The following is a 24,200-nucleotide window of genomic DNA, read 5'->3' as shown; positions in this document are numbered from 1 at the left end:
AATAAGCAGGAGTTGAAACCAGGACCAGCCGGGCACTCCCCAGTCTTCTTGCAATCAGTCTGGAGTCTTCCAGTGTGCCGGTCCGAATGACGACATCCATTTCGTCCGTTAGCGGCTCCATCTTATTGCTGGTGAGCTCCAGGGACACCTGGACATCCGGATAGGCCGCGAGATAGGCTGGGACCAGCGGCGCGATCATGAATTGCCCGGGCGTCACTGGCGAGCTGACCCGCAGAAGTCCTCGTGGGGTCAGCCGCACTTGCCCGACCTTCTCCTCCGCCTCTTCTACGTCGTCTAGTATCTTCTTTGCGGACTCGGCGAACAGCAGACCGGTATCCGTTAACGCCACCTTGCGATTGGACCGGATAATCAGCGCCACGCCCAGATGCTCCTCAAGCCGCGACAGAGACCGGCTGACTGAAGATTTCGGCATCGCCAGCACCCGGGCTACCGCACTGAAGCTCATCAACTCGGAGAGTTTCGAAAATACGCGAATGTCGATGAGTTCAATCATAGGTTTCTGGATGCCGAACCGTTGATGCTGACGCCGTTCCCGATTGCAACAAAATGCTTTCCACTCGGCAAACTGCAGTTCATTCCTTACCTATCGACTTGTAGCGGTGACAAAAATATCTGTCAAACCGGGATTTCCAGCACTCTTTGAGAGCGCTGCTCAACCGTTCGCATCTGCATTCGCTCGCCACCTTGTTCCCCGCATGGAACGTGACGTTTCACGGCTTCGTCTTGATATCGCGACCGGCGAGTGCAACGATAGGACTTGACCAGCGTATGCAGGCGCGCGTTCCCACAAACCCCACCTACGAGGCTAGTGTTGAAGATCGATCCCGAAGAGTTCCGCAAAGGACTCCGAGCCTTTACGACGGGCGTCACCGTCGTTTCCATGCCTGACGGCCAGGGCGGCATGCACGCTATGACCGCGAGTTCATTTGCAGCCGTTTCAATCGACCCCCAGCTGGTAGCAGTCAGTATCGCGAAGACTGCGAAGTCGCATGCGTTTCTGTCGAGCGACAACTATTACGCAATCAACATTCTGGCTGAAAATCAGGGCTTTCACGGCCACTACTTCGCTAACCGGATACCCGAGCGCTGGGATCCTCCGCATGAATGGATCGCGGACACGCCTATTCTCAGCGGGACGATGGGCTGGTTTCTATGCCGCCGCTGGGCCGCATACGAAGGCGGTGACCACACCATTCTGGTTGGCGAAGCATTGCAGATTCACCGCACGGATGATCGACCGCTAGTTTGCAATCGCGGGGCTTTCTATTCGCTGGGTCAGCCGGTGGAAGCCGTCCATCCGGACCTGCAAGCCGTCGGTAAATCCGATTGATAGCGGCAAGCGACTTCACTTACTACGACACAGCGGGCATTCTCCATGACGAACAGGGTACAAATAGTTGACAACGGTCCCATGCAACTGACGGGCGACTTCGAACTCGTGGACGACAACGGGCAGATCGTACGCGCTCGCAAGGTCTACACGTTGTGTCGATGCGGCCTGTCAACGCGGCTACCGTTCTGTGATGCATCGCACGAGACTGCCGGCTTCGCGAGCTCTCCGAGAGCACCGCAAAACGAAGCCGGCTCCGCTCCGGCGTCGAATACCAGCGTCGCTCCGCAATAATCAGGTTCCACTTGGCACTGCTATGTCTATCGTCAAAGGTCAAATCATGGACGCCGGCCCGCTTCATCTGGTCGGCGAGTTTGAAATCGTCGACGCGTTGGGCAATCGCTTTCCAAACAGTGGCATCTTCAGTCTCTGTCGATGCGGGCACTCGGAGAGCAAGCCCTATTGCGATGGTGCGCATCGGGCGCAACGGTGGTCGGGATGCGCCGCGGCCGCCGCACCTGTTCTAATGGAAACCAGTCCGCCTGCTCCGAACGAGCATGTGGGTGAATCGAACCCTGGCTGAACCTAGGCGTTCTCGAACTTACTGACGGCGATCCGGTGGACTAGATTCTGCCTCGAGCTTTGAACTCGCTATCGCCGTCTGCGGCGGCCACGCTCGAAATGACCGAGCCTGCATCAAGTGGAGAGCCAGTCGCAGCACTGGCCGCCTACCGCACACGATCCGCATTCCCCCAGACTACACACAATAATTTCGTTCGCGGACAATGAGAGCGAAAAGAGGCCAACCTTGCATTCCGCAAGATCGGCCTCTCGAGAAACACCGCAGGCAGCTATCGCTTGAGCAGCGAGCGAAGCGAGACGGACATATCGGCCAACTGATTCGCGTCTACCGGACCACCAGCGACCATTCTTACGAATATGGCCATGTCCTTGCCATTGTTGACCGTTACCGCGGCCCGTACGTTGCCGGCGTCATTGAGGCCGATCATGCTGAAAGTGCCATCGGAAATCGCACCGCGCAGGACCACCGTATGAGCACCTTCGAAAGTGCCAAGCGATTGCACATTACAGTCGTATTGATCCGACCAAAGCCACGGCGTTTCATCATAGCGCTCGGTCGCACCGAGCATGTTGGCGGCCGCCACTGCCGGCTGCTTCTCCGCAACCTGCCAGGATTCGACACGCAAGTGACGTCCGATCGAGGTGACGAAGTGCTGCGTGACCTCGCCGGCAGCGAAAATGTCCGGGTCGGATGTGCGGCATTCGTCGTTGACCACGATGCCATCTCTAACCTCGAGTCCGGCCTGCTGAGCCAGCTCCGTGTTCGGCACTACACCAATGCCGGCCACGACTACGTCCGCGAACAGTTCATCTTCGCTGGTTGCAACGCGCACCGAACCGTCGAGCGCCTGCCGGATATCCGTGACCTGCGCTCCAAGGCGAAATTCCACGCCGCGACTAACGTGGAGTTGTCGCATGAACTCGCTGACTTCCGGCGGCATCGAGCGCTTGAGCAACCGGTCAGCCGGTTCGACGAGCGTCACTGCGCATCCTCGGCCGATGGCGGTTGCCGCGACCTCCAGTCCAATGAATCCGCCTCCCACGATCACGACTCGCGCCCCTTGTGCGAGCCGCATTCTCAGATTCCGGGCGTCGTCGAGCGTGCGCAGGTAATGCACGGGACCACCTTGCAATTTGCGGACACGCGATCCGGTCGCCAGCAGAAGACGGTCGTAAGCGATCTCCGAACCATCGCTCAAGGTGAGCAAACGGTCCGCGCGATTGATCGCCGTGACTGTCAGTCCCAGCCGCACTTCAATACGCTGGCTGCGGTAGTAGTCGACGTTTCGAATAAACGCGTGCCGCTCCCGCTCTGCGTCGAGCAGCGCATCTTTCGAAAGCGACGGTCGGTCATACGGCAGATGGGTTTCATCACCAATAATGCAGATGCGTGCGTCGGGCGCGCGCTCGCGCAACACTTCCGCCGCCCTGCGGCCGGCTTGACCGCCACCGACAATAACAAGATTTTGATTTTGCATAGCTCAGCTCCCGCAGTTGCCCGACCGTCACTCTGTTCCGCTACTGCCGATTTCCACTCGACCATTGACCACCCGAATCGGATACGTGCGAACCGGTTCGGTAATCGGAGCAGAGCACGGTGCACCCGTACGCAGGTCAATCAGCCCCTGGTGAAGCGGGCATTCGACGCAGCCGTTCTCGACGAATCCCTCCGACAGGCGCGCATGACCATGAGAGCACAGGTCGTGCAGGGCAAACCATTCGCCATCGGCGCGGAACACCGCTACCGGATGGGCGCCGACGGCAACCTGAGCCGGCTCGTCCTCCGCAAAGTCACTCGTCGCGCCCACGTCAACCCACTGCATAATTTCCGACATTCAAACCCCCATTCAGATCGGCGTTGCGAGCAGCGTCCGTACCCGCGACGTGTCGTAGATCACACGCTTTTCAGCGTAGCGCCAGCCGTCGGGCGTCCGAACCACGCGGTCAAGATAACGACCCGCCTGGTAGACGAACGACTCACCGTTTGTCAGCGTTTGAACGACGACGTAACTGCTCTCCGTGCGTACTTCATCTGCGGATTGTTCGAGGACCGTCAAACCGGACGTCATATGACGGTAGGAGTGTTCTTCGAAGATGTTTGCGTTACGCAGCGACACGACCCGATCGCGCAACATGCGCTGATTCGTGCAGTGAATGATGCCGATTGGCAAGCCGGCATCGTCATTCTCGCGCGGAACGATCTCGTACAGGCAGTCCTCGACGAAGAAGTCGGGCCAGGCTTCGAGCCGATCATTGTCCAGCGCGTTGACGTAGCGGCTTTGCAGCATATGGAGGTCAATCCAAAGTTGTGTTTCCTGTTCCATCTCTCGACACCCCTTGATTCAATAACCCATGAGCTTCTGATAGCCGACCCAGAATTTGCGGATCAGGCTTTCCGTAATGACCGTGTCCTGCTGATCGGGATTTCCACGCGACATCTCGATGACCGAGGTCGCGTCGGCGTCGCGCACCGTACCTTGCTGCACGAGTTCGGTGGCCTCCGTATCCTCCATCGAGATGTACCCCGCCGGTCCGACGAGGTTGGCCTGCTTGATGCGCAGCGCACGCATTTCCGGGGTGTCGTCCGTATAGCCGAAGAAGTGGAAAATCAGCTCGAAGCTGTCCGGCCCCTTCGCCAGCAATTGACGTGCAACCAGCGTGTTATGAATCTGCTGGATCACCAGTTGCGGGAAAATCGGCTGGATGTGATTGGTTGTGTCTTCTTCGAATTCGGAAACGAGCGCAAGAATCGAATCATCTTCCAACGCGAAGCCCTCGTCGAACGAGCGGATGTTTTGCTGCTTGTACGCGCTCGACGTGTCGTCCTCTGTTTTCGTCACCGTAATGATGCTGTGCAGGCCATGATTCGCATCCGGGATCGAGCGCGCCTTCATGCCCACGCGGAAGATGTTGAAGGTGGTGTGAAAGAGATGCAGCATGCTCGCGTGGTACGGATCCTTCACGTTCTCCATGTAGAGCTTCCAGTTCGATCTGGAGAACTGGCGCGTGCAACCGAGATATTCGATGGGCTTGTGGAAGATGCGGTCGATCCACGGGCGCATTTCATTGCCAAGGTATTCCGGCAACGGAGCCACTTCGTCGCTGAACGTGGCGAATACGAGGCCGCGATAGGTCTCGACACGCAGTTGCTTCAGACTGTGCGCCTTCGGATCGAAGTCCGCGGGCATCCCGGACATGCCTTTTTGCCCGCGGCGAAATGGAACGCCGAGCAGATTGCCGCCGTTGTCGAAACTCCACTGGTGATAGACGCAGGTGTGCGACGTCGCGTTGCCGCGCGCCTTTCGGCAAACCATCGCACCTCGATGCGCGCAGCGATTGACCCACGCAGCAACCACGCCGTCTTCCATGCGGGTAACGACAACCGGCGTATCGCCGACGAACGTGCTCTTGAAGTCGCCGATATTCGGAATCTCAGCATCGAGGGCCACAAAGTTCCATGTCGGGCCGCGGAAAATCCGTGCCTGCTCCCGTTCGAATACCGCTTGAGAGCTGAACACCTTGTACGGGACACGCGAGCCGTCAGTGTGCGGAAATCTGACGAAATCATCGTCCAGCTCGGCGGCCGGCCGCAGGGGTATCTCAGTCGTTTGCATCATGCTTCTCCATGTTTGGAATATCGCCATGGAGGTATGCTGACGCTGCCAAAAAGCATTCGCTATCCGTTTCCGGTGGGAACTGGATGCGCTATCCATTTTCGGCACGTTTCGTCGGGAAGGGTGAATCGTGTTTCGCCGTGGCCATTTTTAAGCCACACTTCCACAGTTGAATCATTGCAGCACTTACCTATCGGTTAGTCATGCTCACGTCTCCGTTTAGCGCGCCGGCCTTGCGCGAATTCAGACTCTTCGAATCCGCTGATCTCGATGAAACGCGTGAGCGCATCTCCCGTGTGATGCAGCCCCACCTTCTCGTGCCCTCTGGCGCAAAGGCTGGCCTCTCGCATATGGACTTTGTTAGGCTCGGCGGCGTCGGGATCGGCACCATTGCGTTCGGAACCGCGATGCGCGTTGATGTCGAAGCGGTTGACGGCTATCACCTGTTGATGTTTTGCGTCACCGGTCAGGCGAAAGTACGGACAAGAGGGCGAACTGTCTGCGTGGATCAGTCGAACGCGGTGCTATGTGCGGCGGGCGAGCCGTTCGACGCCGTTCTTTCGCCGGATTGCGAGCAGTTCATTCTGCGCATTGACACTGATCTGCCAGGCACTCAAGCGTGGTCCGCGCGCCTCGGCCTCGGCTCGCACATTCACGTCGACAGCCCGGCACTTGGAGGCTGGATGCAGCAACTCAATCTGATTGCCAATTCCTCGGCTCTGCTCGATCTGGCTCGAAAAAATGATGGCGTTGGCAGGCAAATGGGTCGACTACTGCTGGAGTTGCTGACGCCAGGTCACACAACCGCGGCGCCTGAGCCGAATCGTCGGACGGCGTCGCCAGGCTTCGTCAAGCGGGCCGAGGATTACATGCGCGAACATTGCGGAGAGGTCTTGAGACTGCCGGATATGGCAATGGCGCTAGGGTTGGCCGAGCGGACACTGCGTGATGGCTTCCAACAGTTCCGGGGCATCAGTCCCACGCAGTATCTACGACAAATACGTCTCGACAAGGCGCACAAGATTCTTCGTGAAGCGACAGCCGGCGTCTATGTCTCAGACGTCGCTCTGGATTGCGGCTTCATGCACTTAGGGCGATTTTCGATCGAGTACAGGAAACGATTCGGCGAATCACCGTCCGATACGCTCGCGCGGCGGATGTAACTCCAGGGATGATAAAGGTCGTGGCGGTCGCAAGGATCAGTGCCGCCCCAGGTTCCGACTGACTACTCGGCGCGAGGAAGGCTTTCTCCAGTCCTTGCGGCGGTCACCCGTGAGCTAATCCGGGTGACCGCTCGCGACCGCGAACGTGACTGGTGACGCAAACCGCGTCACTGTCTCAACGTCTATTCATGAATCCAGTTGAGCGCCCGCGACTTCACCGGCCGACAACTCACAAGGCTCAAAAATTGGCGTGAAGGTTCACAAACGCACTCAACGATTCGCCGACATACGCTCCGGCAGCATTTGCAGCAATGAAGTAGCGCCGATCCGTGAGATTGTGAATGTTGAGGTCGACGCCCCACCGGCGCGTTTCATAGCCAAGCGCGGCATTCGCAATCACATACGACGGAATGGAATTGACGTTCGTGATGTCGCTATAGGTCTTGCTGACATAGTTGACACCGGCGCCGACATGAAACCCCGGCAGGCCCGCGATGGAAAAGTCGTATGTGGTCCAGAGGTTCGCAATGTATGCAGGCGCGCCTTGCGGATGATTGCCCACCGACGCCACCCCTTGCGGATTGTCGGTGATCTTCGCGTCTTGCGCCGTGAAATTGGCGACGACGTGCCACTGCGAGGTAATGCTTGCGTCAAGAGACGCCTCGGCGCCCTTCGTCCTCTGACTGTCGAAGACGACGCTTTCCACATTGTTGATCGTGGTCAGCGCAGCCACGTTATCGCGCTCCACGTCGAACAACGCCGTATTCAGAACATACCGGTCGTCGAGAAACGAGAACTTGATGCCCGCCTCGTATTGCAAGGCAGATTCCGGAGCGCCGATTCCATTTTGCGTGTTTTCGGAGTTGAAGTTGGCGAGATGACTCTTCGACACGCCAAAGTACGGCGACATCCACGGCAGTGCCTTGTACAGCACGCCAATGTTCCAGCTCACCGGCGCATCGTTGCGTGAGTCGGTCACCCCGGCAACCAGCGGCTGCCCTTCTGTGTCGAAGCGGCCAGGCACCGTGATATTCGGCGTGAGCGACGTGTCCCACCAGTCCTTGCGCACGCCCGCGCGAACTTTCAGCTTGTCGGTCACGTCGATCTGATCGGTTGCATAAACGCTGTAGTAATTTGCAACCAGGTGATCGTTATCACACGAATGCTTCGCGTCGCAAAGAAACGCCAGCCCGGCGAGCGACGTCTCTGGTGGCACAGGAGCGAATGCGTTCGGTATGTTCGGCAGATCCGCCGTGGTACGCTCAGTATCGATCGTCTGATGCTGATATTCGAATCCCGTGAGCAGCGTGTGTTTGACGCTGCCGGTCCCAAACCGCCACACCGGCTCCAGCTGATAGTCGAAACTGTTATCCGAATCATCCTGCTGCCGTAGCTGCCGGCCGACCACTTCACTGCCGCTCACCTTCGTACTCGTGCTATCGCCATTGCCGAGCACATCGAGGCTTCGGTGCAAATACGAGAAGCGGTTATTGATGGTCAGAAAGTCATTGACCTTCCACTCGTCGGTGAGCGTCGGGCGGACGTAGTTGCCGCGTGCGAACGCAAAGGGCGTCGAATACTTCGAATCGATTGATACGTTCGTGATGGGTGAGCCATGAAAATAGATCAGACCATACGAGTCAGGCGTTTCGTGAATGTCGCGCGCATCGAGTGAGAAATTGATCTTGTGATTGTCGAGCTTCCATTCGAAGGCGGGTCTGATTTCCTCGTCACGGCTCGCCAGGTCGCGGAATCCATCGGAACGCGATACGGTTGCATCGACCCGATAGTTCAACCCAGATATTCCTGTTGGTCCCGTCACGTAGCCGCTACCGGAGATCGTGCCAAACGAGCCCGACTGTATATTGCCGCCGTAGTGGAAGTCGGAAGATGGCGTGTAGTGGACGATATTGATCGTGCCTCCCGGCGGGCCACTGCCGAACAGCGCCGACCCCGGGCCTTCCAGAATCTCGATGCGCTCGACGCCGTTCAACGAATGCGAGATGCCGCCCAAAAGGTCTCCGTCGGAGAATCCGTCGTTGTAGATCTGCGCGTTCAGGCCGCGAATCAGAAAATGGTCGTAATAGCCCTTCGTATCCTGACCACCGACATTCACACCGCTGGCGTTGCTGACGCCTTGCCGAAGCATCGTCGCGCCCTGCTCGGTCATCAGCGCGCGCGGGATCACCTGCACGCTTGCCGGCAAATCCTTGAGCGCGGTTCCTGTCTTGCTTACGGCGGCAACCTGGTCGGGGTCGTTCACGTTATCGTCCTGAACGACTTGCCCGGGTGTTGCCGCGCGAACCTGTACGGGCGGCAGTGTCGGCGCGTCGGCGACACCGTCCTGTTCGCCGCCCGATGGCAGTGAGTCCTGTGCCGCAGCAGAATGCGCCAGCGTCAGTGCAATAAGTGAACTGGTCAGTCCCACGCTCGCCCTTTTCCCAAACCTTCGGACATCCACTTTCTTCACGTTTCATTCTCCTGTCTCATTTGTCTGTTGCCGGTTCGCGACCCTGCTTGCGCCTCTACGTACCGGCTGCCAACGCAAGCGCGTCCGCATAGAAAGCCCTCTTCAGAATGCAAATCATTACGATTTATATTCATAAAAAATCTGATTTTTCTTCCGGTTATTCAAGGCTGAGACCCCCGTCGTCGGAATCTGCCGTGGAAGTCCACTTCGTGCCGTTGCAACTCGTCGCCCGCTCTTGCCCGCATCTGGCTGACAAAGCGAAAGGGAACCATGACGGCTCCCTGTGAACGGTATCGGTCGAATTTTTATTCCCGCTGGACGAGCGCCAGCCATTACAGTCGGTTACAACGGCCCCGATGCTCGCCCTTACCTGGCGCCCTTGCCTCCGTCTGCCAGATTCCGCATTCGTAACCTCACGCCGTTCCATCTCGACGCACCCGCTTTCGGAAAGCTGACGATTTGCGTTACCGGGCCAGGACACTGTAGAATCGCCCCTCTCATTGGGGAGTAGCCGCCTCGAGCGCAATGTTCGAGGGTGCCCGTCAACATACTTGGTGGTCGACAGACCGCCATGGCGTGCACAGCACTATGCCTGGCAAGACCGATGACTCGCATTCCGACCTGACCGGGTCGCCGGAATGCGCGTCATCGCGTACTTATTGCGCGGCCCGGCCCACAACCTATGCAATCGTTCCTCGTTTCGACCAGCGTGGTCGGCCTAGCCGAAATCGGCGACAAGACCCAACTGCTGTCCTTGGTGCTGGCTGCCAGATATCGCAAGCCCATTCCGATTATTCTCGGCGTCTTTGTCGCAACGCTCGTCAATCATGCGGCGTCCGGCGCGTTGGGGGCATGGCTTGCGAGCGTTCTGAGCCCCACGATCCTGAACTGGGCGGTCGTCGCATCATTTGCCGTCATGGCCGTCTGGATTCTGATTCCCGACAAGCTCGACGGTGCCGAGGCGGTGTCGACCAGGCATCCGATGGGTGTGTTCGGCACCACGGCTCTAACGTTCTTTCTGGCCGAAATGGGTGACAAGACGCAGATCGTAACGATCGCTCTGGCTGCGCGATTTCACGAGTTCTTCGGGGTGGTCGCCGGCACCACGCTCGGCATGATGCTGGCAAACGTGCCCGTCATCTACCTGGGGCACAAGTTCGCCGACCGTCTGCCAACCAAGGCGGTCCACATTCTGGCCGCCGTCATCTTCGTTGTCCTCGGTGGCTTTGCCCTCAGGACGGCGCTGTATCCGCACGAGCACCCGCTGTTCTAGGTCGAAGGGTTGCTTTTGTATGATCGAGGCGCGTGCCGTCCGCGGTCGCCTGAGATGCCCTCGAAGATCACAGAGCCGGCCCCGACATCTGTTGCCTACGATGTTGGGCCTGTTACTTCAGCACGGGTGATAAACACGCTCTGACGAACGCTAAAGAGTCAAAGTGCCCGCACTGCCTCGCGGGCACTGTTTGATGAACACCTTTTGCAAAAACGCGCGAAAGGATGCGTTGCCGAAGATTTCCGGCGTGCCGTTGCGCGTTCGAGAAAGAAGCAGCCCTACCGTTCCGGTTTTCACCTTTGTAAAGGAAAGCGTGCTTGCATCGGGCGATGGGTATACAGTCAGTACATGGGTCGCACTTAGTGTCCCTTGTTCTGGAATCATCATGCGATCACAAATCAAAATTGCAGCACGTACGTCTGGCAACGTGAGCGAATATGCTCTGTCGCGTCAGGCACAAGCACTCTCCCTCGAACAGGCGGATCGTGCACGGGCGGAAAAACGACGCGTCAATGACGCCCGCATCGATTCAAACGCAAGCAAGTGGCGCTATTCAGCGCCGTCGGCAGAGCGTTGACGCCGAGGTCTCTGACCACATCCACTTGATTGACCGGCAAGCCTACTGGCATTGCGGCACGCGGCCGTTCCGGATTGCACACTGACTGCAAGGCCTGAAGAGTCAACGGCGGCACTTGCCACTGGCTCAGCGAACGCGTTTCTGTATCGTCCTGTCCGAATCGTGTCTTGCCGCTTTCACTCGTTGCTGCGGTCGCTGCAACGCAACTATTCCGGATGTCGATGCCGGCGGCACTTCGTGTACGAAAAAGATCGTACGCGCTGACGCGCAAAGAAGACCGTGCCCCGAACTACGAATGTGCCCCGTCGCCGACGCTACGGGACGGATGCCGACATCCCGTTGGTGAAGCCGTTTTCTTTTGGTAGGAGAGAATCATGAATGATGATCAGGTCAATACAGAGGAATTGGAAGAAAACAGAAGGCGAAGAGAAGCCGCGGAAAATGCGACGGATGATGGCATGCCAGTGGTTGTGGAAGAAAAGGAACGCGACACGGAGTCGGCTCAATCCGTAACGACCAAACGATGGATCAGGCACACGGGAAATGCCCGTAGGAACTGGATATTCACGGGCCTGCGGCGGAACTCGATCTTGATTCGCCACGTATGAATGCCGCGCAGCGTCGTTATCCATTCCCACGCGAGAAACAAGGCCTTCGCGGTACGGCACCGTACGGACATGCTCCCGCATGCCAGATAGAGTGGAAACGACAATTGCAATGCTGCAGTGATGCACCGCGAACCGCACATATGGCCGTTAAAGCGTCCATGTGATGATTTCTATTTGGATAGTGTCGATATGGGCGAAACGAAAATTTCGCTGTCGCATGTCCACATCCAGATGTTGATGGCCGACAGCGCATGCGTATAGAGGCTTGAGCACAGTCCGTGACGCGCTCGGCATGGCTATGCGCGGCAATGGCCAACGCCGAAAACGGTGAGTGATCTTCGAACACCAAGCGGTAATTCGTTGCCTGTGCGCTTCGGCCGCTTCGCCGGTGATCTCCGCACCCTCCTTTCCGAGGCTCCTGGTTGCCTTCGAGGACTAGTCGGTCGGCGTAGCCAAGTGAACCGTATACAAGGCTCTGCCGATAAATGGTGGAGGGACTGGCCGCCATATCGACTGGAGCGTCAGGTTTCCGGAGCTTCAATCTCGGCAAAAGGATCAATATGTCGCATCATCAGCTTGAAAAAGATCTCGCTCACCTCGAACACATACTCCCGCAACTCGTCACCAACAATGTTCTTGGACTTGTCTATTGGCGTCAGCGTATTACAGCGCTCGAAACAGCGCAGACATTGCATCCCGGCAGTGCCAGGCGGGTGACTCGCCTGCGATTCATGTTTGACCAGATAGACAGTGGAATTAGCCGCCTGTAAAGGAGCGATGTAGGCAGTTGTTGATCAACAGGTACTGGCCGGCTTTCACGCCGCCATGATCGAATGGCCCTTGCCACGCCCGTCAACGCTGCCAGCGGAACGGCGCGCGAGCCCGGCACAGCCCCAAGCAATCGCCTAAGCCGGGCGAGCGACTCGTCTTCCACCCTGAACGCCCGCTCATAGAAAAGCGGGCCATGAAACGTTGATGCAACGCTTCGCGCGACACTTGTTCGCCAGCGCTGAAGTCAACTTTCGACGGGATGCCCCACGGGTCCCTTGACCACGCCGCCCTTTCCGGGCGCACCTTGAGCATCACACTGAGTGGACAAACGTAGGTAAGCTGCCGCCAGTCTTCGGAGTTCTTCCTCAGACGCGTCCTCGATGCCGATCAGATTGTTGTTTGCGGCTCGATGTGAGGAAAGCAGTTCATTCAGCTTGAGATGCAACGCGACGCTGTCTTTGTTCTGGCTCTGCTGGATCAGAAAGACCATCAGAAACGTAACGATGGTGGTCCCGGTGTTGATGACAAGTTGCCATCCGTCCGAGTAGTGAAAGATAGGCCCCGTAACCACCCAGGCAACGACTGTCAGCACCGCGAGAGAGAACGCAGCGGGTGAGCCGGCCCATCGCGTGACGAGGCTTGCAAACCGGTCGAATAGACGCGTTAGCGGGTGACGGCCGGCGTAGGCAGGACTCGATGTGTCTGGAACGGTGTCGAGTTCGTCAGTTGGCGAAGGGGCGACAGGTTGGGTGGTCATGACCGGCTCCAGAAGGTTGCGCGTCTCCTCTTCTGCAAACTTCATGCCGCGGCCGGTTGGAATCGTTCTGCAAGGATAGAGCCGCCGCTGACGTCGATTGATCGCTCACAGCGGCGTCCGCGTGGATTGCGCTATGGCAACTGATACCGGCTTTGTACTTCTTGCCTGGTGAGAGCGACTTCCAGATCCAGCAAGCAAACCGCGTTCGGCACTGGAAGGCGACCGTAGCATCCACGCCATCACACTTCCCCTGCTTTCATCGAACAAGCGTCATGGTCCGTTCTCATTATATTCGGCGCGCACTCCGCCGGGCAGCCACGGCTCTTTATGGCAGCACCAAAGCTCGTAGCTCGGCTCATACAGGCCGACGCGGTCGAAGGCTCCCAGCGGGAGATCCAGTTCGTCGCTGCCGAGGTATTCCATGAACGCGACCGATCCACATCTCGGGCAAAAATGTCTTCGCGCCTCAGGCGAACTCTGCCACGCCTGCGTAGCGCCGGAAAATTCCACAGCGCCACGCTCGAACATGGCATAACCGCCGAACACGTTGCCATGTATTCGCCGACACGTCATGCAGTGACATATCGACACTCGCCGGGGCCGGGCGCTGACGCGGAATCGCACCGCGCCGCACGCACATCCGCCGGTTTCTTCGACTGATTCACTCGTCGCCATCACCACGCCCTCCTTCGCGGACTCCGAGGTCTGCGCACCAGCCTTTACTTGTCGCTCTTCTTCGAAATCTTCGCGCCGACTTGCGCCCCCGGCTCGACGCAATCGCTGCAGCCTGTTTGTGCGGCTTACCCTGTTTCGTTTTGGCCTTGCTACTGTGCGACACAGTGCCCTTCGACGTTCCTTTCTGCAGCGGTGCTGATCGTGTCCTATCAAGAGCAAAGAGTCTTGAAGAGGCAACCGCTCAACGAAGCGGCTGCCGGGTAGAACGACGGCAGCATACAGCGTGCCTTTCTCGCAGCGGGCTGCTCCAGCGTTATATATTTTCGGTTTTTTGCCGCGCGTTCGCGATCCACTATCGCTTTGCTACGCTTAAAGCGCCGCCGTCTTATCGCCCACCGATCTGCTCCCCACCGCATCGAGCTTGCTCTGCAGTTCCGCCTTGCGTTTCGCCATCTTCTCGCCCAGCGAGCGCAGATTACAATTCGACTTGCGCAGTTCCGGAAAGAGTTCCTCCTCCTCTTCCTCGACGTGATGCCCCACCATCTCGCTCATCACCTTGAAGGTCGCATCGAAGCCTTTGTCGCCCGCTTTCATCGTTTCAAACTTCGCGATCAGCGTCTTGACGAGGAAGTGCTCGACGTACGCTTCTTCGACGTCGACCTTGTCGCTGTCAGGCAGAGCTTCCTGCGCCGCCGGATAAAGCAGTTCCTCTTCGAGCATCGCATGAATGGATAGCTCTTCGCAGGCGCGCTGCGCGAGCGCCGACTTCGCTTCAAGATCATCGTCCGCGGCTTTCTCGAACGCCGTGAATAATCTTTCGACCGCGCGATGTTCCGCCTCGAGAAAGGCTAAGGCATCGTGCGCGCCGGATACAGTCGCCTTGTTGTCCTGCTTTGTCGCTTCCATGCTGCTCTCCTCGGTGATCGGGTTTAACGGTTGAACGCTTAATCGCGCAAGCGTCATGCCCAGTCACGGTGAGTTCTGCCGAAGTGATCGGCCGGACGTGTTCGCGTCAGCCCGACTGCGCGAATGTACAACTGGTGTGTTCAATTCGCCGTCGGTCGGAGAAGCGATTTCCGCCGGTAGTTGCCGTCTCGCGCGCGCGATCTGCCGATTTACGTTCGGCAGGATCGATTCCGCGCTCGATTTGCACCGGCGCGCCGATCGCGGTCCGATAGGTATGCCCGTTGCGATCTTCGTTCGGCATGAACTGGACAACCCTTATTCGATCGGGCCTGACATGAAAAATCCGTGGATGAAAAAGAATCCCTTCCTCAGCATGTGGTTGAGCGGCGCAAATGCAGTGGCGGGTTCAGCGCGCGGTCACGCGACGGCGGCGGCAAAGCGCGGGACCACCGCTTTCTGGACCGCTGCGCTCGCGCCGCCGAAACCCAAAAAGAAAAGGCGAACGCGTCGCTGACTCTGGTCGCGTGCGGCGTGTCGAGCTCGATGGAGCGTGCGATTCATCAGACCATGCCCACCCGCTTCCGAGCGACGCGCGTGAACCAGTTCATCAAAAAACGCAGCGGCGCGCCAGCAGCTTCTTCTGCCCGGCGCATGTGTAATCGAATCACGGAATCAGCCAAAGCGCCGCTGCATAGATCACGAGCGATACTACAAAAGTGATCGCCGTGTAGCCCATGACCCGCTGGATGCGAATGCCAGCGATCGCAACAACGGGCACCGCCCAGAAAGGTTGCAGCATGTTCGAGACGTTCTCGGCCATGGCGACGCCCATCGCCGTGCGTGGAACCGAAGCATGCAGGCTCAATGCGGCCGGCAGAACGAAAGGCCCCTGAACGGCCCAGTGTCCGCCGGCGCTGGGAATGAGCAGCGTGATGATCAGCGAGCTGAAGTAGCTCAGGACGGGAAGCGTCATCGGCGTGGCGATGGCCACAAACGTCTTGGCGATCGTCGACGCCAATCCGGTCCCCGTCATGATGCCCATGATGCCGCCGTACATCGGATATTGGAGCAACATCGAGCCGGTCTGCCGCGCGGCGCGGCGAATTGCATCGGCATAGGCGATCGGTGTGCGCTGCAGCGCCAGCCCTGCCAGCAGGAAGATCAGGATCGTCGTGTTGATGTCCAACTCGAAGCCTTTGCTGGACCACGTCAGCGCGAGATAGCCCACGCCCAGCGCCAGCAGGAGCAGCGTGCCGAGCATGGACCGCTCGGCGCGGGCAGCGAACGATGATGTCTTCGCGTCCCTCGCATGCGGATCGGCCTCTGTCTGTGCTTCAGGCGCAGGCTGCGTTTCATTGAAAGCGACCACATTCTCCTGCTTCGGGTGCATCCAGATGAAGATCGCCGTCATGACGACAACGACGAGGACGGTCGGGATGAAGACGAAAGGCGCAAACACGGTCTCACTCAACGGAATCACTTGTCCGGTGGCTTTTTCGACCAGGTTCAATGCATTGCCGTGCGATGCCTGTGACAACGCGATCGAACTGGACAAGCCGCTATTGCAGACCGACCAAGCGGAGTAGCTACCCGCGACGAGCCATGCGAAATCCACCTTTACGCGCCTCGCAATTTCGCGCGACAGGAGCGCGCCGACAACCAGGCCAAGCCCCCAGTTGAGCCACGCGGCCACCGCGACGATCGGAAAGACCAACAGCGCGGCGCGCGTCGGCGTGCGCACGCCCGCAGCCATCGCCCGCAGTCCGCGCTGGACGAGCGGCGCGTCGGCGATTGCATAGCCGGTCGCGAGAATCAGGATCATCTGCAGCGCGAAGCCGAGAATGTTGAACGTGCCGCCGTACCACGCGCTCAGGATGACGGCGAGCGACGCATGCGGTGCGAAGGCCATGGCCAGCAGGACCACCACGAGCGTCAAGCCAATTGCAAGGACGAATGGGTCCGGCATGACCTGCTCGAACACGTAGACGAGACCCGCGACGACGTTCCGGCGGCGCGCGTTGCGAGTTGTGCTGGCTGAGTGAATGTCTTTCTCGTTCATGATTGTCCAAAGCGTTATTGACATTACATCGCTTACAGCACCGGCAATCGATGACGGGCCGCTCGCAGATGCGTTCGCTACTTTGTACGCTCGCGAAGCGTCCTGGACAAGGCTTACTGTTCGCCTGAAAGGTGGTCGATGGAGGGTAAGTTGAATCAATGCGGGGCGCAGCAATTGCGCTGCCCCGGCAAGTGAGCGCTAGAGGCGCTCAAACGTTAGAGGATCGCCTTGACCATGGAAATACTTGCTGAGCGCTTGCGCAAAGGGCTCTTTGTCGATCGCCGCGCGCTCGAATAGCGTCATCGACGAGTGAAACTTCAGGTAATCCGGATACCCGAAAATTTCCTCGATTGAACGACCATCGACAACGTTGACCAGTCGCGTCGATTGCCTCAGCCGTTCGCCCAGAATCGGGTGGCGCAGATAAGCATCGGCCTCGGCCAACGACGAAATCGCGAACCGCTGCGCCATCGCACTCGTTCCAAGCCCCTGGATCTGCGGAAACACGAACCACATCCAATGGCTGCGCTTACGCCCGTTGCGCAGTTCGTCACAGACCTGCGCGTACAGCGGATCCTGAGCGTCGACAAAGCGCTGAAGGTTGAAAGGATCGTCCAATTCGCTCTCCGTTCACACTGAATTGAATTCGCGCCAGCACGCGCTCACGCCGTTTTTTATAGCGCTTTCAAGGCGGGCAGCAACCGGTCGAATTCGCGCTTCACTACGCCGTAACATTCGCACACACGCTTTTCTAGCCCCGGCCGATCCAATACCTCGATGTGTCCATGGCTGTACCGAATCAAACCTGCATCCTGCAGTTTCAGTGCGGCCTCGGTTACGCCGGAGCGGCGCACGCCCAGCATATTGGCGATCAGCTCCTGCGTCATCTTCAGTTCGTTCGACGAGAGGCGGTCGATGCTGAGCAGCAGCCACCTGCACAACTGCTGGTCGATCGAATGGTGACGATTACATACGGCGGTCTGCGCCATCTGCGTGATCAACGCCTGGGTATAGCGCAGCAAAAGGCGCTGGACAGGCCCTGCACGATGAAACTCCTCTTTCAGGATTTGAGCGTCCAAGCGATATGCCTGCCCTGCGCTTTGTACGACCGCGCGGCTCGGCGTGGTCTCGCCACCCATGAAAAGCGCGATGCCGATGAGCCCTTCGTTGCCGACGATCGCGATTTCGGCGGACGCCCCGTCCTCCATCACATACAGCAGCGACACAATGCAGGTGGTTGGGAAATAAACGTAACTGAGGCGATCGCCGGATTCATAGACGACGTTGCCAAGCGGCATCTCCACGAGCGACAGATGCGGCGCCAGACGCTCCCACTCCAGGTCAGGCAACACGGCCATCAGATGATTTTCGTTTTGACGGTGATCTTGAGACATTTCACACTCTCCGCAGCTCGCCCGGAACCGCGCCGCTTTCGCCGACGATTTCCTGACGGGTGAATATGGATAGAAGGAGGAATGCTCCAACACCTTTGCGGCTTGTGCCGCAGCGCGTCACGATGCGGTAATCTTCGCGTTACTCGAGATCTGGCTAATACGCAAAAAAGATTATAAGTCGCGTCGAAGTTACGCGCCGATCCGTGTCCTGGCATGAATTCGCGGTGCGAGACGCCGTGCATGCGGATTGCACGACCTTCGAAACGATTGCCATGCTCGGCCTTCTCGACCTAACGCTCGGCTGAACGGCAATCGTTGGTTCCACTTGTACGTTGCCAAAAAAGGCGCTGCCGGACGCGTATTGAGCCGGAATTCAACGAAATGAAGGTTTAGCCCACGTCTGATGATTGCCGCAAGCCTTGGTGGATCAGTGCCCGCCGACATCCAAAGAATCTCGCGAGACCGGCGCGGATTGTGCGTTTGAACATGGACGGGCGTCTGTACGTTGTCGTACCGCTTTCTCCCGCGCGTGCGCGTAGCGTGTCTACTATCGTCGCCCAGCGATGACCGAGGAGTCGCTAGTCCGTTGTATTCAAAGGCATATAAGGCAGGAGCAGGTCATGAGGCAAAACATCCAGAAGTTGTATCAGGCCCGTATTCATACATTCACCCCCGAATGCATGGAACTGCAGGACGGCACCTTCAATTTTCATCTTCGGCATGCTGTGGAAGGTTGCCTTCCTTCCGCCGACAAGCACTATGACGTCGGCGTCTTTGCAACCAGCGAGGAAGGCTATGCGGCTGCACTCGCATATGGCGACAGATACATTGCGGAACACAAGTTCGGGATGTAGCAGTGCCGACAGTTATCGACGAACCTCAAGCTTAACCCGGCAGCGACGGCGACCAGCGTGGCTGTCGTTCAATCAGACAGGCGGCACCATGGCAGACAGAATCATTTCAAGCAGGACACACGACGCCTACATGACGGTCAAGGATCATGTCGCCGATGGCTGGGTGGCGAGTGTGTGTATCGTTCGGAAAGGCGCGGCAAAGGGCAAGGAACTGATCAAACTCGACACTTTCTTCGAACGTGAAGATGTCGCATGGGAATCGGTCGAGACGCTCGCGCGTGCCGAACTCAATAATCTGAAATAGCACGGGCCGCACTTCCAAAGCTCGTTGCACACGGCGCGCCAGCTTGCATACCTCTCACCTTTTCAAGGACGACTCGCATGGCTCCCTATGACGTCGGAATCGCGGTCTTCGACGACCACCGTAACGCCGGGTCCACCGCACCCGATACTGCCTGAGAGTCCCATACCGACTCGCCCGCCACGAGGAGCGCCCCGCTCATGGACACGCTCACCCACGATCCGGTCAAACAGCCGACTCGTCCAAAGCTGCTACAGGTGATGGGCCCGGGCCTCATCACCGGCGCATCGGACGACGGATCCGAGCGGTATCGCAACGTATTCCCAGGTCGGTGCGCAATTCGGCTATGGCCTCGCCTGGACACTCCTGTTCAGCTATCCGTTGATGGCCGCGATCCAGGAGATCAGCGCGCGCATCGGGTGCATCACCGGAAGCGGCATCGCCGGCAATCTGCGCGAGCACTATCCGCGCTGGTTGTCGACCAGCCTGGTCGGATTGCTGCTCGTCGCGAACACCATCAACCTGGGTGCGGACCTGGGCGCGATGGGCGCTGCGCTCAAGCTGCTGATCTCCGGTCCTGTCCTGCTCTACGTTTGCGGTTTCGGGCTGCTGTCGGTCGTGCTGGAAGTATTCACGCGCTATGCACGCTATGTGTCGGTTCTGAAATGGCTGTGCCTGTCGTTGTTCAGCTACGTGATCTGCGCCTTTGTCGTTAAAGTGCCGTGGGATCAGGTCGGCTGGGCCGTACTATTGCCGTCGCTATCCATCAAACCGGATTATCTCGTCGCCATCGTCGCTGTCATGGGTACGACGATCAGCCCCTATCTGTTTTTCTGGCAGGCAGAGCAGGAAGTCGAAGACGAAAAGGAGCGACCCGGCGCGCATCCGTTGACCCACGCACCGTGGGAAGCGCCTGCCGAGTTCGCGCGGATCCGCGTCGACACGTACCTCGGCATGGCGCTTTCGAATGTGATCGCGTTCTTCATCGTCGTGACGACGGCGACGACCTTGCACGCGCACGGACTCTTCGATATTCAGACTTCGGCGCAGGCGGCTGAGGCGCTGCGTGGCATAGCAGGTCCATTCACGTTCTTTGTGTTCGCCGCCGGCATCATCGGCACCGGTTTGTTGACGCTGCCTGTGCTGGCCGGCTCGGGTGCCTATGCGGTGGGAGAATTGTTCGCGTGGCGGGTGGGCCTCGCGCGGCTGCCCTCGCAGGCGAAGGCGTTCTACGGCGTGATTGCCGCCGCGACGGCAGTCGGCGCCGGTCTGAACTTCACGTCGATCGATCCGGTCAAAGCGCTCTATTGGAGCGCCGTCCTCAACGGTGTTGTCGCGGTGCCCGTGATGATCGTCATGATGCATCTCTCGATGCGTACCCGCATCATGTCCGGCTTCACGCTTCCGCCAGCTCTACGCATCCTCGGCTGGGTGGCGACAGGCGTGATGGCGGCTACGGTCGTGGCGATGGGGCTCGCCTGGTTCACATGAGGGAGCCGTTCTATCGCCTCGTATACTGCGCTCGCAAGGCTTCGATTTCATCCAGCAGATCGAGTGCGAGCGCGATACCCGCAGCGTTGATCTCGAGATCCCGCGCAAGATGACGGGCCTTGCGGGCACGTCGCAACGAGGCGCCGTCGAAGTGCGGGCCGTCGTCCTCGCTGACGCGTTTCGGCTCGATCGCGCCTTGCTCGATCCAATCGAATATCTCATTCTCAGAAGCGCCGGACACCCGGCACAATTCGTGTAGCGTGAACTCGATCTCTTCCTCGACGATCAGGCATTCGAGCCAGGCCGTGCGCGATTCGTTCATGATGGATCACCTGAGAAATGCGCGCGCGGGTCGAATTCGCAGGCCTGTCGTAGTGCCTCGTAAGCCGCGCGTGCCGGCTCACTGTCAGCCGACGGCAGGACGATGTTCAATTGCGCATAGAGATCACCCGATGTACCGGCCGGACCGCTCGCGGGGATTCCCTTGCCTTTCAGGCGCAAGCGTTGGCCGCCGCCAGAATCTTTGGGCACGGTTATTTCGACGGCTCCGTCAGGCGTCGGCACGGTAACGCGTGCGCCCAGTGCCGCTTCCCAGGGCGCAACCGGCACGATGATCGTCACATCGCGGCCGTCGACACGGAAATGTGCATGCTGGCGCAACGTGATTTCCAGGTACAGGTCTCCGGCACGCCCCTCTCCGAAACCGGCGCCCCCTTGGCCGGCCAGCCGCAGATGCTGCCCACCGTGCACGCCCTTCGGAATGGAGACATCGAGCGTGCGCGATTTCAGCACGACATGTCCGCTTGCTTCGAGCACCGGCGTCTCCAGCGAAATCGTGCGCTGCGCTCCACGATAGGTATCCTCCAGATCGATCACCACTTTGGCGTGGTGATCCTGACCCGGAACCGAGAAACCGACACCGGCATAAGCATCTTCCAACTCCTGGTCCGTCGCGCGTGCGTGACCGGCGCCGGCAGTATGTCGCGCCTGCCTGGTCGACCTACGATCACCACCGGCATCCTGGCCACGAAAAAGCGCGTCGAAAAATTCACTGAAGCGTGCATCCTCCGCACCGCTGTTGTCCGCGCCGCTGAATTCGAACCCTTCGTCCCATCGTGGCGGCGGCTCGAAGTCCTGACCGTTGCGCCACTGGTCCCCCAGCCGGTCGTAGGCCGCGCGCTTCTCCGTATCTTTGAGCACGCCATACGCCTCGCCTACCTCCTTGAAGCGCGGCTCCGCATCGTCGAGTTTGCTCAAGTCCGGATGATACTTGCGGGCGAGCTTGCGATACGTACGCTTGATGTCGTCCTGCGTCGCACTGCGCGGCAATCCCAGCACTTCGTAGTAGTCTTTGTATTTCATACCGAAGACCTTTGAGAAAATCCGCGCGCGCTGACTTCAGCGGTACCACAGCGGGACGAAGGAGCCGATGAAATGGCACCGTCGAGGCAATGCGAACCCTTCCATTTCACGGTGCGCGCAGGACCGACCGAAGTCGGTACGCTGCCGTACCGCATCGCGACAATTCAGGTGATCTGTTCATTGCATTACACCGCTATTGAGCGCAAGGTGGGCTATTCACTGTGCTGTTTACGGTCGACTGGCACGCCGTCGATATCCGAGTCGAGCCCAGCGAAATACACCGTTCGTCAAGGAGCCCACCACAATGATTATCCCTACCGCGACATACGACGGACACGAACGAATTCTTCGAGGCCGACATGTATAAACGCATTCTGGTAGCGATCGACGGTAGTGAGACGTCTGAACACGCGTTCGACAGCGCGCTGCAACTCGCACGCGCCAATGACGCGCAGTTGCAGCCACTCTATGTGGTCGACAACCCATTGATGGCATACGACGCCTCCGGCTATGACCCGACAATCCTGCGCGATGCCTTTGTTAAAGAGGGCGAGCAACTGCTGGCCGACGCACTGGCGCGAATGAAGCACGAGAACGTAGCCGGCACACCGCGGATCGTCGACGTCGCGCCGATCGGCGAGGACATTTCGGAACGGATCCGCATTTCCGCCAACGAATTCAATGCGGACCTGCTGGTGCTCGGCACGCATGGGCGACGAGGTTTCAAGCGACTGTTCCTGGGCAGCGTGGCCGAACGCGTCGTGCGCAGTGCAAGCCTGCCCGTGTTGCTGGTCCCGAGCCGGCAAACGCAAACCACGGTCGCGCAGACCGCCGGTCCCGCACACACCGACGTCGCTGCGGCAATGTATGAACTGCCGCGCTAATGGCGGCCGATGCATCGCGGCGCGCTAGGCGGCGATGATCACCTTGAGCGCGCGGGTTTCGGCCGCGTGCGCAAAGGTTTCATACGCATCGAGGATCTGCTCGAATGTGAAGCGATGGGTGATCAGAAGTTTGGGATCGAGCCTGCGGGAGCGCAACGTCTCCAGCAGCATCGGCGTGCTCACGGTATCGACCAGCCGCGTGGTGATGGTGATATTCCGGTCCCATAGGTGCTCCATGTGAAGGTCCACCTTCACGCCATGCACCCCGACGTTCGCAATCGTGCCGCCCGGCGCGACGATCTCCTCGCACAATTCGAAGGTGGCGGGTATGCCCACCGCTTCGATGGCAGTATCGACGCCACGCCCGGACGTGAGCTTCATGATCGCATTCACTGCGTTGCCGTCCGCGCTGTTGATCACTACGGTTGCACCGAAACGCTTCGCGGTCTCCAGCCGGTTGTCGTCCAGATCGACCATGATGATCTCGGCAGGCGAATAGAAGCGCGCCGTGAGCAACGCCGCGAGTCCGATCGGCCCGCTACCGACGATGGCTACCGTACTGCCCGGTTCAACCTTGCCATTGAGCACGCCGCATTCGAATCCCGTCGGCAGGATATCGCTCAGCATCACGAGCGCTTCTTCGTCGGCGTTGTCGGGAATGCGGTAAAGACTGGTATCCGCATGCGGGATCCGGACGAATTCGGCCTGCGTGCCGTCGATCTTGTTGCCGAGAATCCAGCCGCCGCTCACGCAATGGGAGTACATCTGTTTGCGGCAATACTCGCATTTGCCGCAAGCACTAATGCATGAGATGAGAACGCGCTCACCCGGCTTGAACGTGGTCACGCCCGGCCCCACCTCGTCGATGACGCCCGTACCTTCATGCCCGAGCACCCGGCCCGGCTGGCAGGTCGCGACGTCACCCTTGAGAATGTGCAGGTCTGTTCCGCAGATCGTCGTCTTGCTGATCCTGACGATGGCGTCGGTGGCCGCGTCGATGACCGGTTTGGGACGGTCTTCAACCGCTTTCTTGCCTGGGCCGAGATAGACCAGTGCCTTCATTTTCGGTAACTCCGGTTGCATGCGCGAGGTGCTGACTCTCGCCTCT

General features: G+C 58.9%; 28 protein-coding genes and 1 riboswitch. Of the genes, 13 read left to right on the top strand and 15 right to left on the bottom strand.

Going from position 1 to position 24,200, the window contains the following annotated elements; genetic code table 11:
- Positions 1 to 514: LysR family transcriptional regulator (locus tag P0D80_RS07430; protein WP_408282480.1), on the bottom strand; the 514-nt coding region annotated here is incomplete at its 3' end.
- 318 nt (positions 515 to 832) lie between these two features.
- Between P0D80_RS07430 and P0D80_RS07425 the strand changes: the two genes are divergently transcribed.
- From P0D80_RS07425 to P0D80_RS07415, 3 genes are read left to right on the top strand one after another with little or no spacing between them, the layout of a single operon-like run.
- Entirely contained in the window at positions 833 to 1,351 is a 519-nt protein-coding gene (locus P0D80_RS07425) for a flavin reductase family protein (protein WP_408176844.1), read from the top strand.
- Between the two features lie 45 nt (positions 1,352 to 1,396).
- Positions 1,397 to 1,645: a CDGSH iron-sulfur domain-containing protein gene (locus tag P0D80_RS07420; RefSeq protein ID WP_408282476.1), complete on the top strand. Its 249-nt coding sequence runs from the start codon at positions 1,397 to 1,399 to the stop codon at positions 1,643 to 1,645.
- The gene (locus P0D80_RS07415) at positions 1,545 to 1,934 is read left to right on the top strand and encodes a CDGSH iron-sulfur domain-containing protein (RefSeq protein WP_408282508.1); all 390 of its coding nucleotides are present in this window, start codon (positions 1,545 to 1,547) and stop codon (positions 1,932 to 1,934) included. The genes P0D80_RS07420 and P0D80_RS07415 overlap by 101 nt, the downstream gene beginning before the upstream one ends.
- 268 nt (positions 1,935 to 2,202) lie before the next feature.
- Here the strand turns inward: P0D80_RS07415 and P0D80_RS07410 are convergent, their stop codons facing one another.
- Genes P0D80_RS07410 through andAc form a run of 4 tightly spaced genes read right to left on the bottom strand, consistent with a single transcriptional unit; the run spans position 2,203 to position 5,547 of the window.
- Positions 2,203 to 3,411, bottom strand: coding sequence for an NAD(P)/FAD-dependent oxidoreductase (locus P0D80_RS07410; RefSeq protein WP_408282474.1), 1,209 nt, complete (start codon positions 3,409 to 3,411; stop codon positions 2,203 to 2,205).
- 27 nt (positions 3,412 to 3,438) lie between these two features.
- A complete protein-coding gene (gene andAb / locus P0D80_RS07405) occupies positions 3,439 to 3,768 on the bottom strand; it encodes an anthranilate 1,2-dioxygenase ferredoxin subunit AndAb (protein ID WP_408282472.1) in 330 nt (109 codons plus the stop codon).
- A 12-nt stretch (positions 3,769 to 3,780) separates the two neighbouring features.
- The gene (gene andAd / locus P0D80_RS07400) at positions 3,781 to 4,257 is read right to left on the bottom strand and encodes an anthranilate 1,2-dioxygenase small subunit AndAd (RefSeq protein WP_408246760.1); all 477 of its coding nucleotides are present in this window, start codon (positions 4,255 to 4,257) and stop codon (positions 3,781 to 3,783) included.
- An 18-nt stretch (positions 4,258 to 4,275) separates the two neighbouring features.
- Positions 4,276 to 5,547, bottom strand: a complete 1,272-nt coding sequence (andAc, locus tag P0D80_RS07395) for an anthranilate 1,2-dioxygenase large subunit AndAc (protein ID WP_408282505.1) — start codon at positions 5,545 to 5,547, stop codon at positions 4,276 to 4,278.
- Positions 5,548 to 5,750: 203 nt separating this feature from the next.
- On the opposite strand from andAc, the gene andR reads away from it, so the two are divergent.
- The gene (gene andR / locus P0D80_RS07390) at positions 5,751 to 6,710 is read left to right on the top strand and encodes an anthranilate 1,2-dioxygenase regulatory protein AndR (RefSeq protein ID WP_408176838.1); all 960 of its coding nucleotides are present in this window, start codon (positions 5,751 to 5,753) and stop codon (positions 6,708 to 6,710) included.
- Between the two features lie 238 nt (positions 6,711 to 6,948).
- Here the strand turns inward: andR and P0D80_RS07385 are convergent, their stop codons facing one another.
- A complete protein-coding gene (locus P0D80_RS07385) occupies positions 6,949 to 9,180 on the bottom strand; it encodes a TonB-dependent receptor (RefSeq protein WP_408282470.1) in 2,232 nt (743 codons plus the stop codon).
- A gap of 490 nt (positions 9,181 to 9,670) precedes the next feature.
- Positions 9,671 to 9,853, top strand: a riboswitch (yybP-ykoY riboswitch).
- Between the two features lie 9 nt (positions 9,854 to 9,862).
- On the opposite strand from P0D80_RS07385, the gene P0D80_RS07380 reads away from it, so the two are divergent.
- The 4 genes from P0D80_RS07380 (at position 9,863) to P0D80_RS07365 (ending at position 12,408) form a co-directional block, all read left to right on the top strand.
- Complete coding sequence (locus P0D80_RS07380) at positions 9,863 to 10,453, top strand: TMEM165/GDT1 family protein (protein ID WP_132374566.1); 591 nt, start codon at positions 9,863 to 9,865, stop codon at positions 10,451 to 10,453.
- 193 nt (positions 10,454 to 10,646) lie between these two features.
- Positions 10,647 to 11,030: a hypothetical protein gene (locus tag P0D80_RS07375; protein ID WP_408282469.1), complete on the top strand. Its 384-nt coding sequence runs from the start codon at positions 10,647 to 10,649 to the stop codon at positions 11,028 to 11,030.
- A gap of 374 nt (positions 11,031 to 11,404) precedes the next feature.
- The gene (locus P0D80_RS07370) at positions 11,405 to 11,638 is read left to right on the top strand and encodes a hypothetical protein (protein ID WP_408176834.1); all 234 of its coding nucleotides are present in this window, start codon (positions 11,405 to 11,407) and stop codon (positions 11,636 to 11,638) included.
- Positions 11,639 to 12,123: 485 nt separating this feature from the next.
- Positions 12,124 to 12,408: a hypothetical protein gene (locus tag P0D80_RS07365; protein ID WP_408282467.1), complete on the top strand. Its 285-nt coding sequence runs from the start codon at positions 12,124 to 12,126 to the stop codon at positions 12,406 to 12,408.
- Between the two features lie 245 nt (positions 12,409 to 12,653).
- Here the strand turns inward: P0D80_RS07365 and P0D80_RS07360 are convergent, their stop codons facing one another.
- From P0D80_RS07360 to P0D80_RS07350, 3 genes are all read right to left on the bottom strand, one after another.
- Positions 12,654 to 13,166 (bottom strand): low affinity iron permease family protein, encoded by a 513-nt coding sequence (locus P0D80_RS07360; RefSeq protein ID WP_408282503.1) that lies wholly within the window; start codon positions 13,164 to 13,166, stop codon positions 12,654 to 12,656.
- A gap of 270 nt (positions 13,167 to 13,436) precedes the next feature.
- A complete protein-coding gene (locus P0D80_RS07355; protein ID WP_408282465.1) occupies positions 13,437 to 13,841 on the bottom strand; it encodes a GFA family protein in 405 nt (134 codons plus the stop codon).
- A 369-nt stretch (positions 13,842 to 14,210) separates the two neighbouring features.
- Positions 14,211 to 14,747, bottom strand: coding sequence for a hemerythrin domain-containing protein (locus tag P0D80_RS07350; RefSeq protein WP_408282464.1), 537 nt, complete (start codon positions 14,745 to 14,747; stop codon positions 14,211 to 14,213).
- A 345-nt stretch (positions 14,748 to 15,092) separates the two neighbouring features.
- Between P0D80_RS07350 and P0D80_RS07345 the strand changes: the two genes are divergently transcribed.
- The gene (locus P0D80_RS07345) at positions 15,093 to 15,467 is read left to right on the top strand and encodes a hypothetical protein (RefSeq protein ID WP_408282461.1); all 375 of its coding nucleotides are present in this window, start codon (positions 15,093 to 15,095) and stop codon (positions 15,465 to 15,467) included.
- Here P0D80_RS07345 and P0D80_RS07340 read toward each other — a convergent pair.
- The 3 genes from P0D80_RS07340 to P0D80_RS07330 form a co-directional block, all read right to left on the bottom strand.
- Entirely contained in the window at positions 15,412 to 16,806 is a 1,395-nt protein-coding gene (locus P0D80_RS07340) for a short-chain fatty acid transporter (protein WP_408282458.1), read from the bottom strand. The two genes, P0D80_RS07345 and P0D80_RS07340, sit on opposite strands and share 56 nt — an antisense overlap.
- Before the next feature lie 198 nt (positions 16,807 to 17,004).
- Positions 17,005 to 17,424, bottom strand: coding sequence for a DUF1810 domain-containing protein (locus P0D80_RS07335; RefSeq protein WP_408282456.1), 420 nt, complete (start codon positions 17,422 to 17,424; stop codon positions 17,005 to 17,007).
- Between the two features lie 56 nt (positions 17,425 to 17,480).
- On the bottom strand, positions 17,481 to 18,200 hold the full coding sequence (locus tag P0D80_RS07330) for a Crp/Fnr family transcriptional regulator (protein ID WP_408176918.1): 720 nt from the start codon (positions 18,198 to 18,200) through the stop codon (positions 17,481 to 17,483).
- 620 nt (positions 18,201 to 18,820) lie between these two features.
- On the opposite strand from P0D80_RS07330, the gene P0D80_RS07325 reads away from it, so the two are divergent.
- The 3 genes from P0D80_RS07325 (at position 18,821) to P0D80_RS07315 (ending at position 20,846) form a co-directional block, all read left to right on the top strand.
- Complete coding sequence (locus P0D80_RS07325) at positions 18,821 to 19,054, top strand: hypothetical protein (RefSeq protein WP_408176826.1); 234 nt, start codon at positions 18,821 to 18,823, stop codon at positions 19,052 to 19,054.
- Positions 19,055 to 19,142: 88 nt separating this feature from the next.
- Positions 19,143 to 19,358 (top strand): hypothetical protein, encoded by a 216-nt coding sequence (locus P0D80_RS07320; protein ID WP_132374555.1) that lies wholly within the window; start codon positions 19,143 to 19,145, stop codon positions 19,356 to 19,358.
- A 306-nt stretch (positions 19,359 to 19,664) separates the two neighbouring features.
- On the top strand, positions 19,665 to 20,846 hold the full coding sequence (locus P0D80_RS07315; RefSeq protein WP_408282501.1) for an NRAMP family divalent metal transporter: 1,182 nt from the start codon (positions 19,665 to 19,667) through the stop codon (positions 20,844 to 20,846).
- Positions 20,847 to 20,856: 10 nt separating this feature from the next.
- On the opposite strand, the gene P0D80_RS07310 is transcribed toward P0D80_RS07315, so the two are convergent.
- Together P0D80_RS07310 and P0D80_RS07305 are read right to left on the bottom strand one after the other, a co-directional pair.
- Positions 20,857 to 21,168, bottom strand: a complete 312-nt coding sequence (locus P0D80_RS07310; protein WP_323047375.1) for a chaperone modulator CbpM — start codon at positions 21,166 to 21,168, stop codon at positions 20,857 to 20,859.
- Positions 21,165 to 22,208 carry a DnaJ C-terminal domain-containing protein gene (locus tag P0D80_RS07305; RefSeq protein ID WP_408176824.1) on the bottom strand — a complete coding sequence of 348 codons (1,044 nt, stop codon included), beginning with the start codon at positions 22,206 to 22,208 and terminating at the stop codon, positions 21,165 to 21,167. Before P0D80_RS07305 ends, P0D80_RS07310 begins: the two co-directional genes overlap by 4 nt.
- Before the next feature lie 359 nt (positions 22,209 to 22,567).
- Here P0D80_RS07305 and P0D80_RS07300 point away from each other — a divergent pair, with 359 nt between their 5' ends.
- Entirely contained in the window at positions 22,568 to 23,092 is a 525-nt protein-coding gene (locus P0D80_RS07300) for a universal stress protein (RefSeq protein WP_408176822.1), read from the top strand.
- Between the two features lie 24 nt (positions 23,093 to 23,116).
- Here P0D80_RS07300 and P0D80_RS07295 read toward each other — a convergent pair whose 3' ends face one another.
- Entirely contained in the window at positions 23,117 to 24,154 is a 1,038-nt protein-coding gene (locus P0D80_RS07295; protein ID WP_408282450.1) for a zinc-dependent alcohol dehydrogenase family protein, read from the bottom strand.
- Between the last annotated feature and the right edge of the window lie 46 nt (positions 24,155 to 24,200).

Source organism: Paraburkholderia sp. RL17-373-BIF-A (genome assembly GCF_046030175.1).
Classification (GTDB): domain Bacteria; phylum Pseudomonadota; class Gammaproteobacteria; order Burkholderiales; family Burkholderiaceae; genus Paraburkholderia.
The sequence above is the reverse complement of the archived record's forward strand: the minus strand, read 5'-3'. Positions and strand labels throughout refer to the sequence as shown.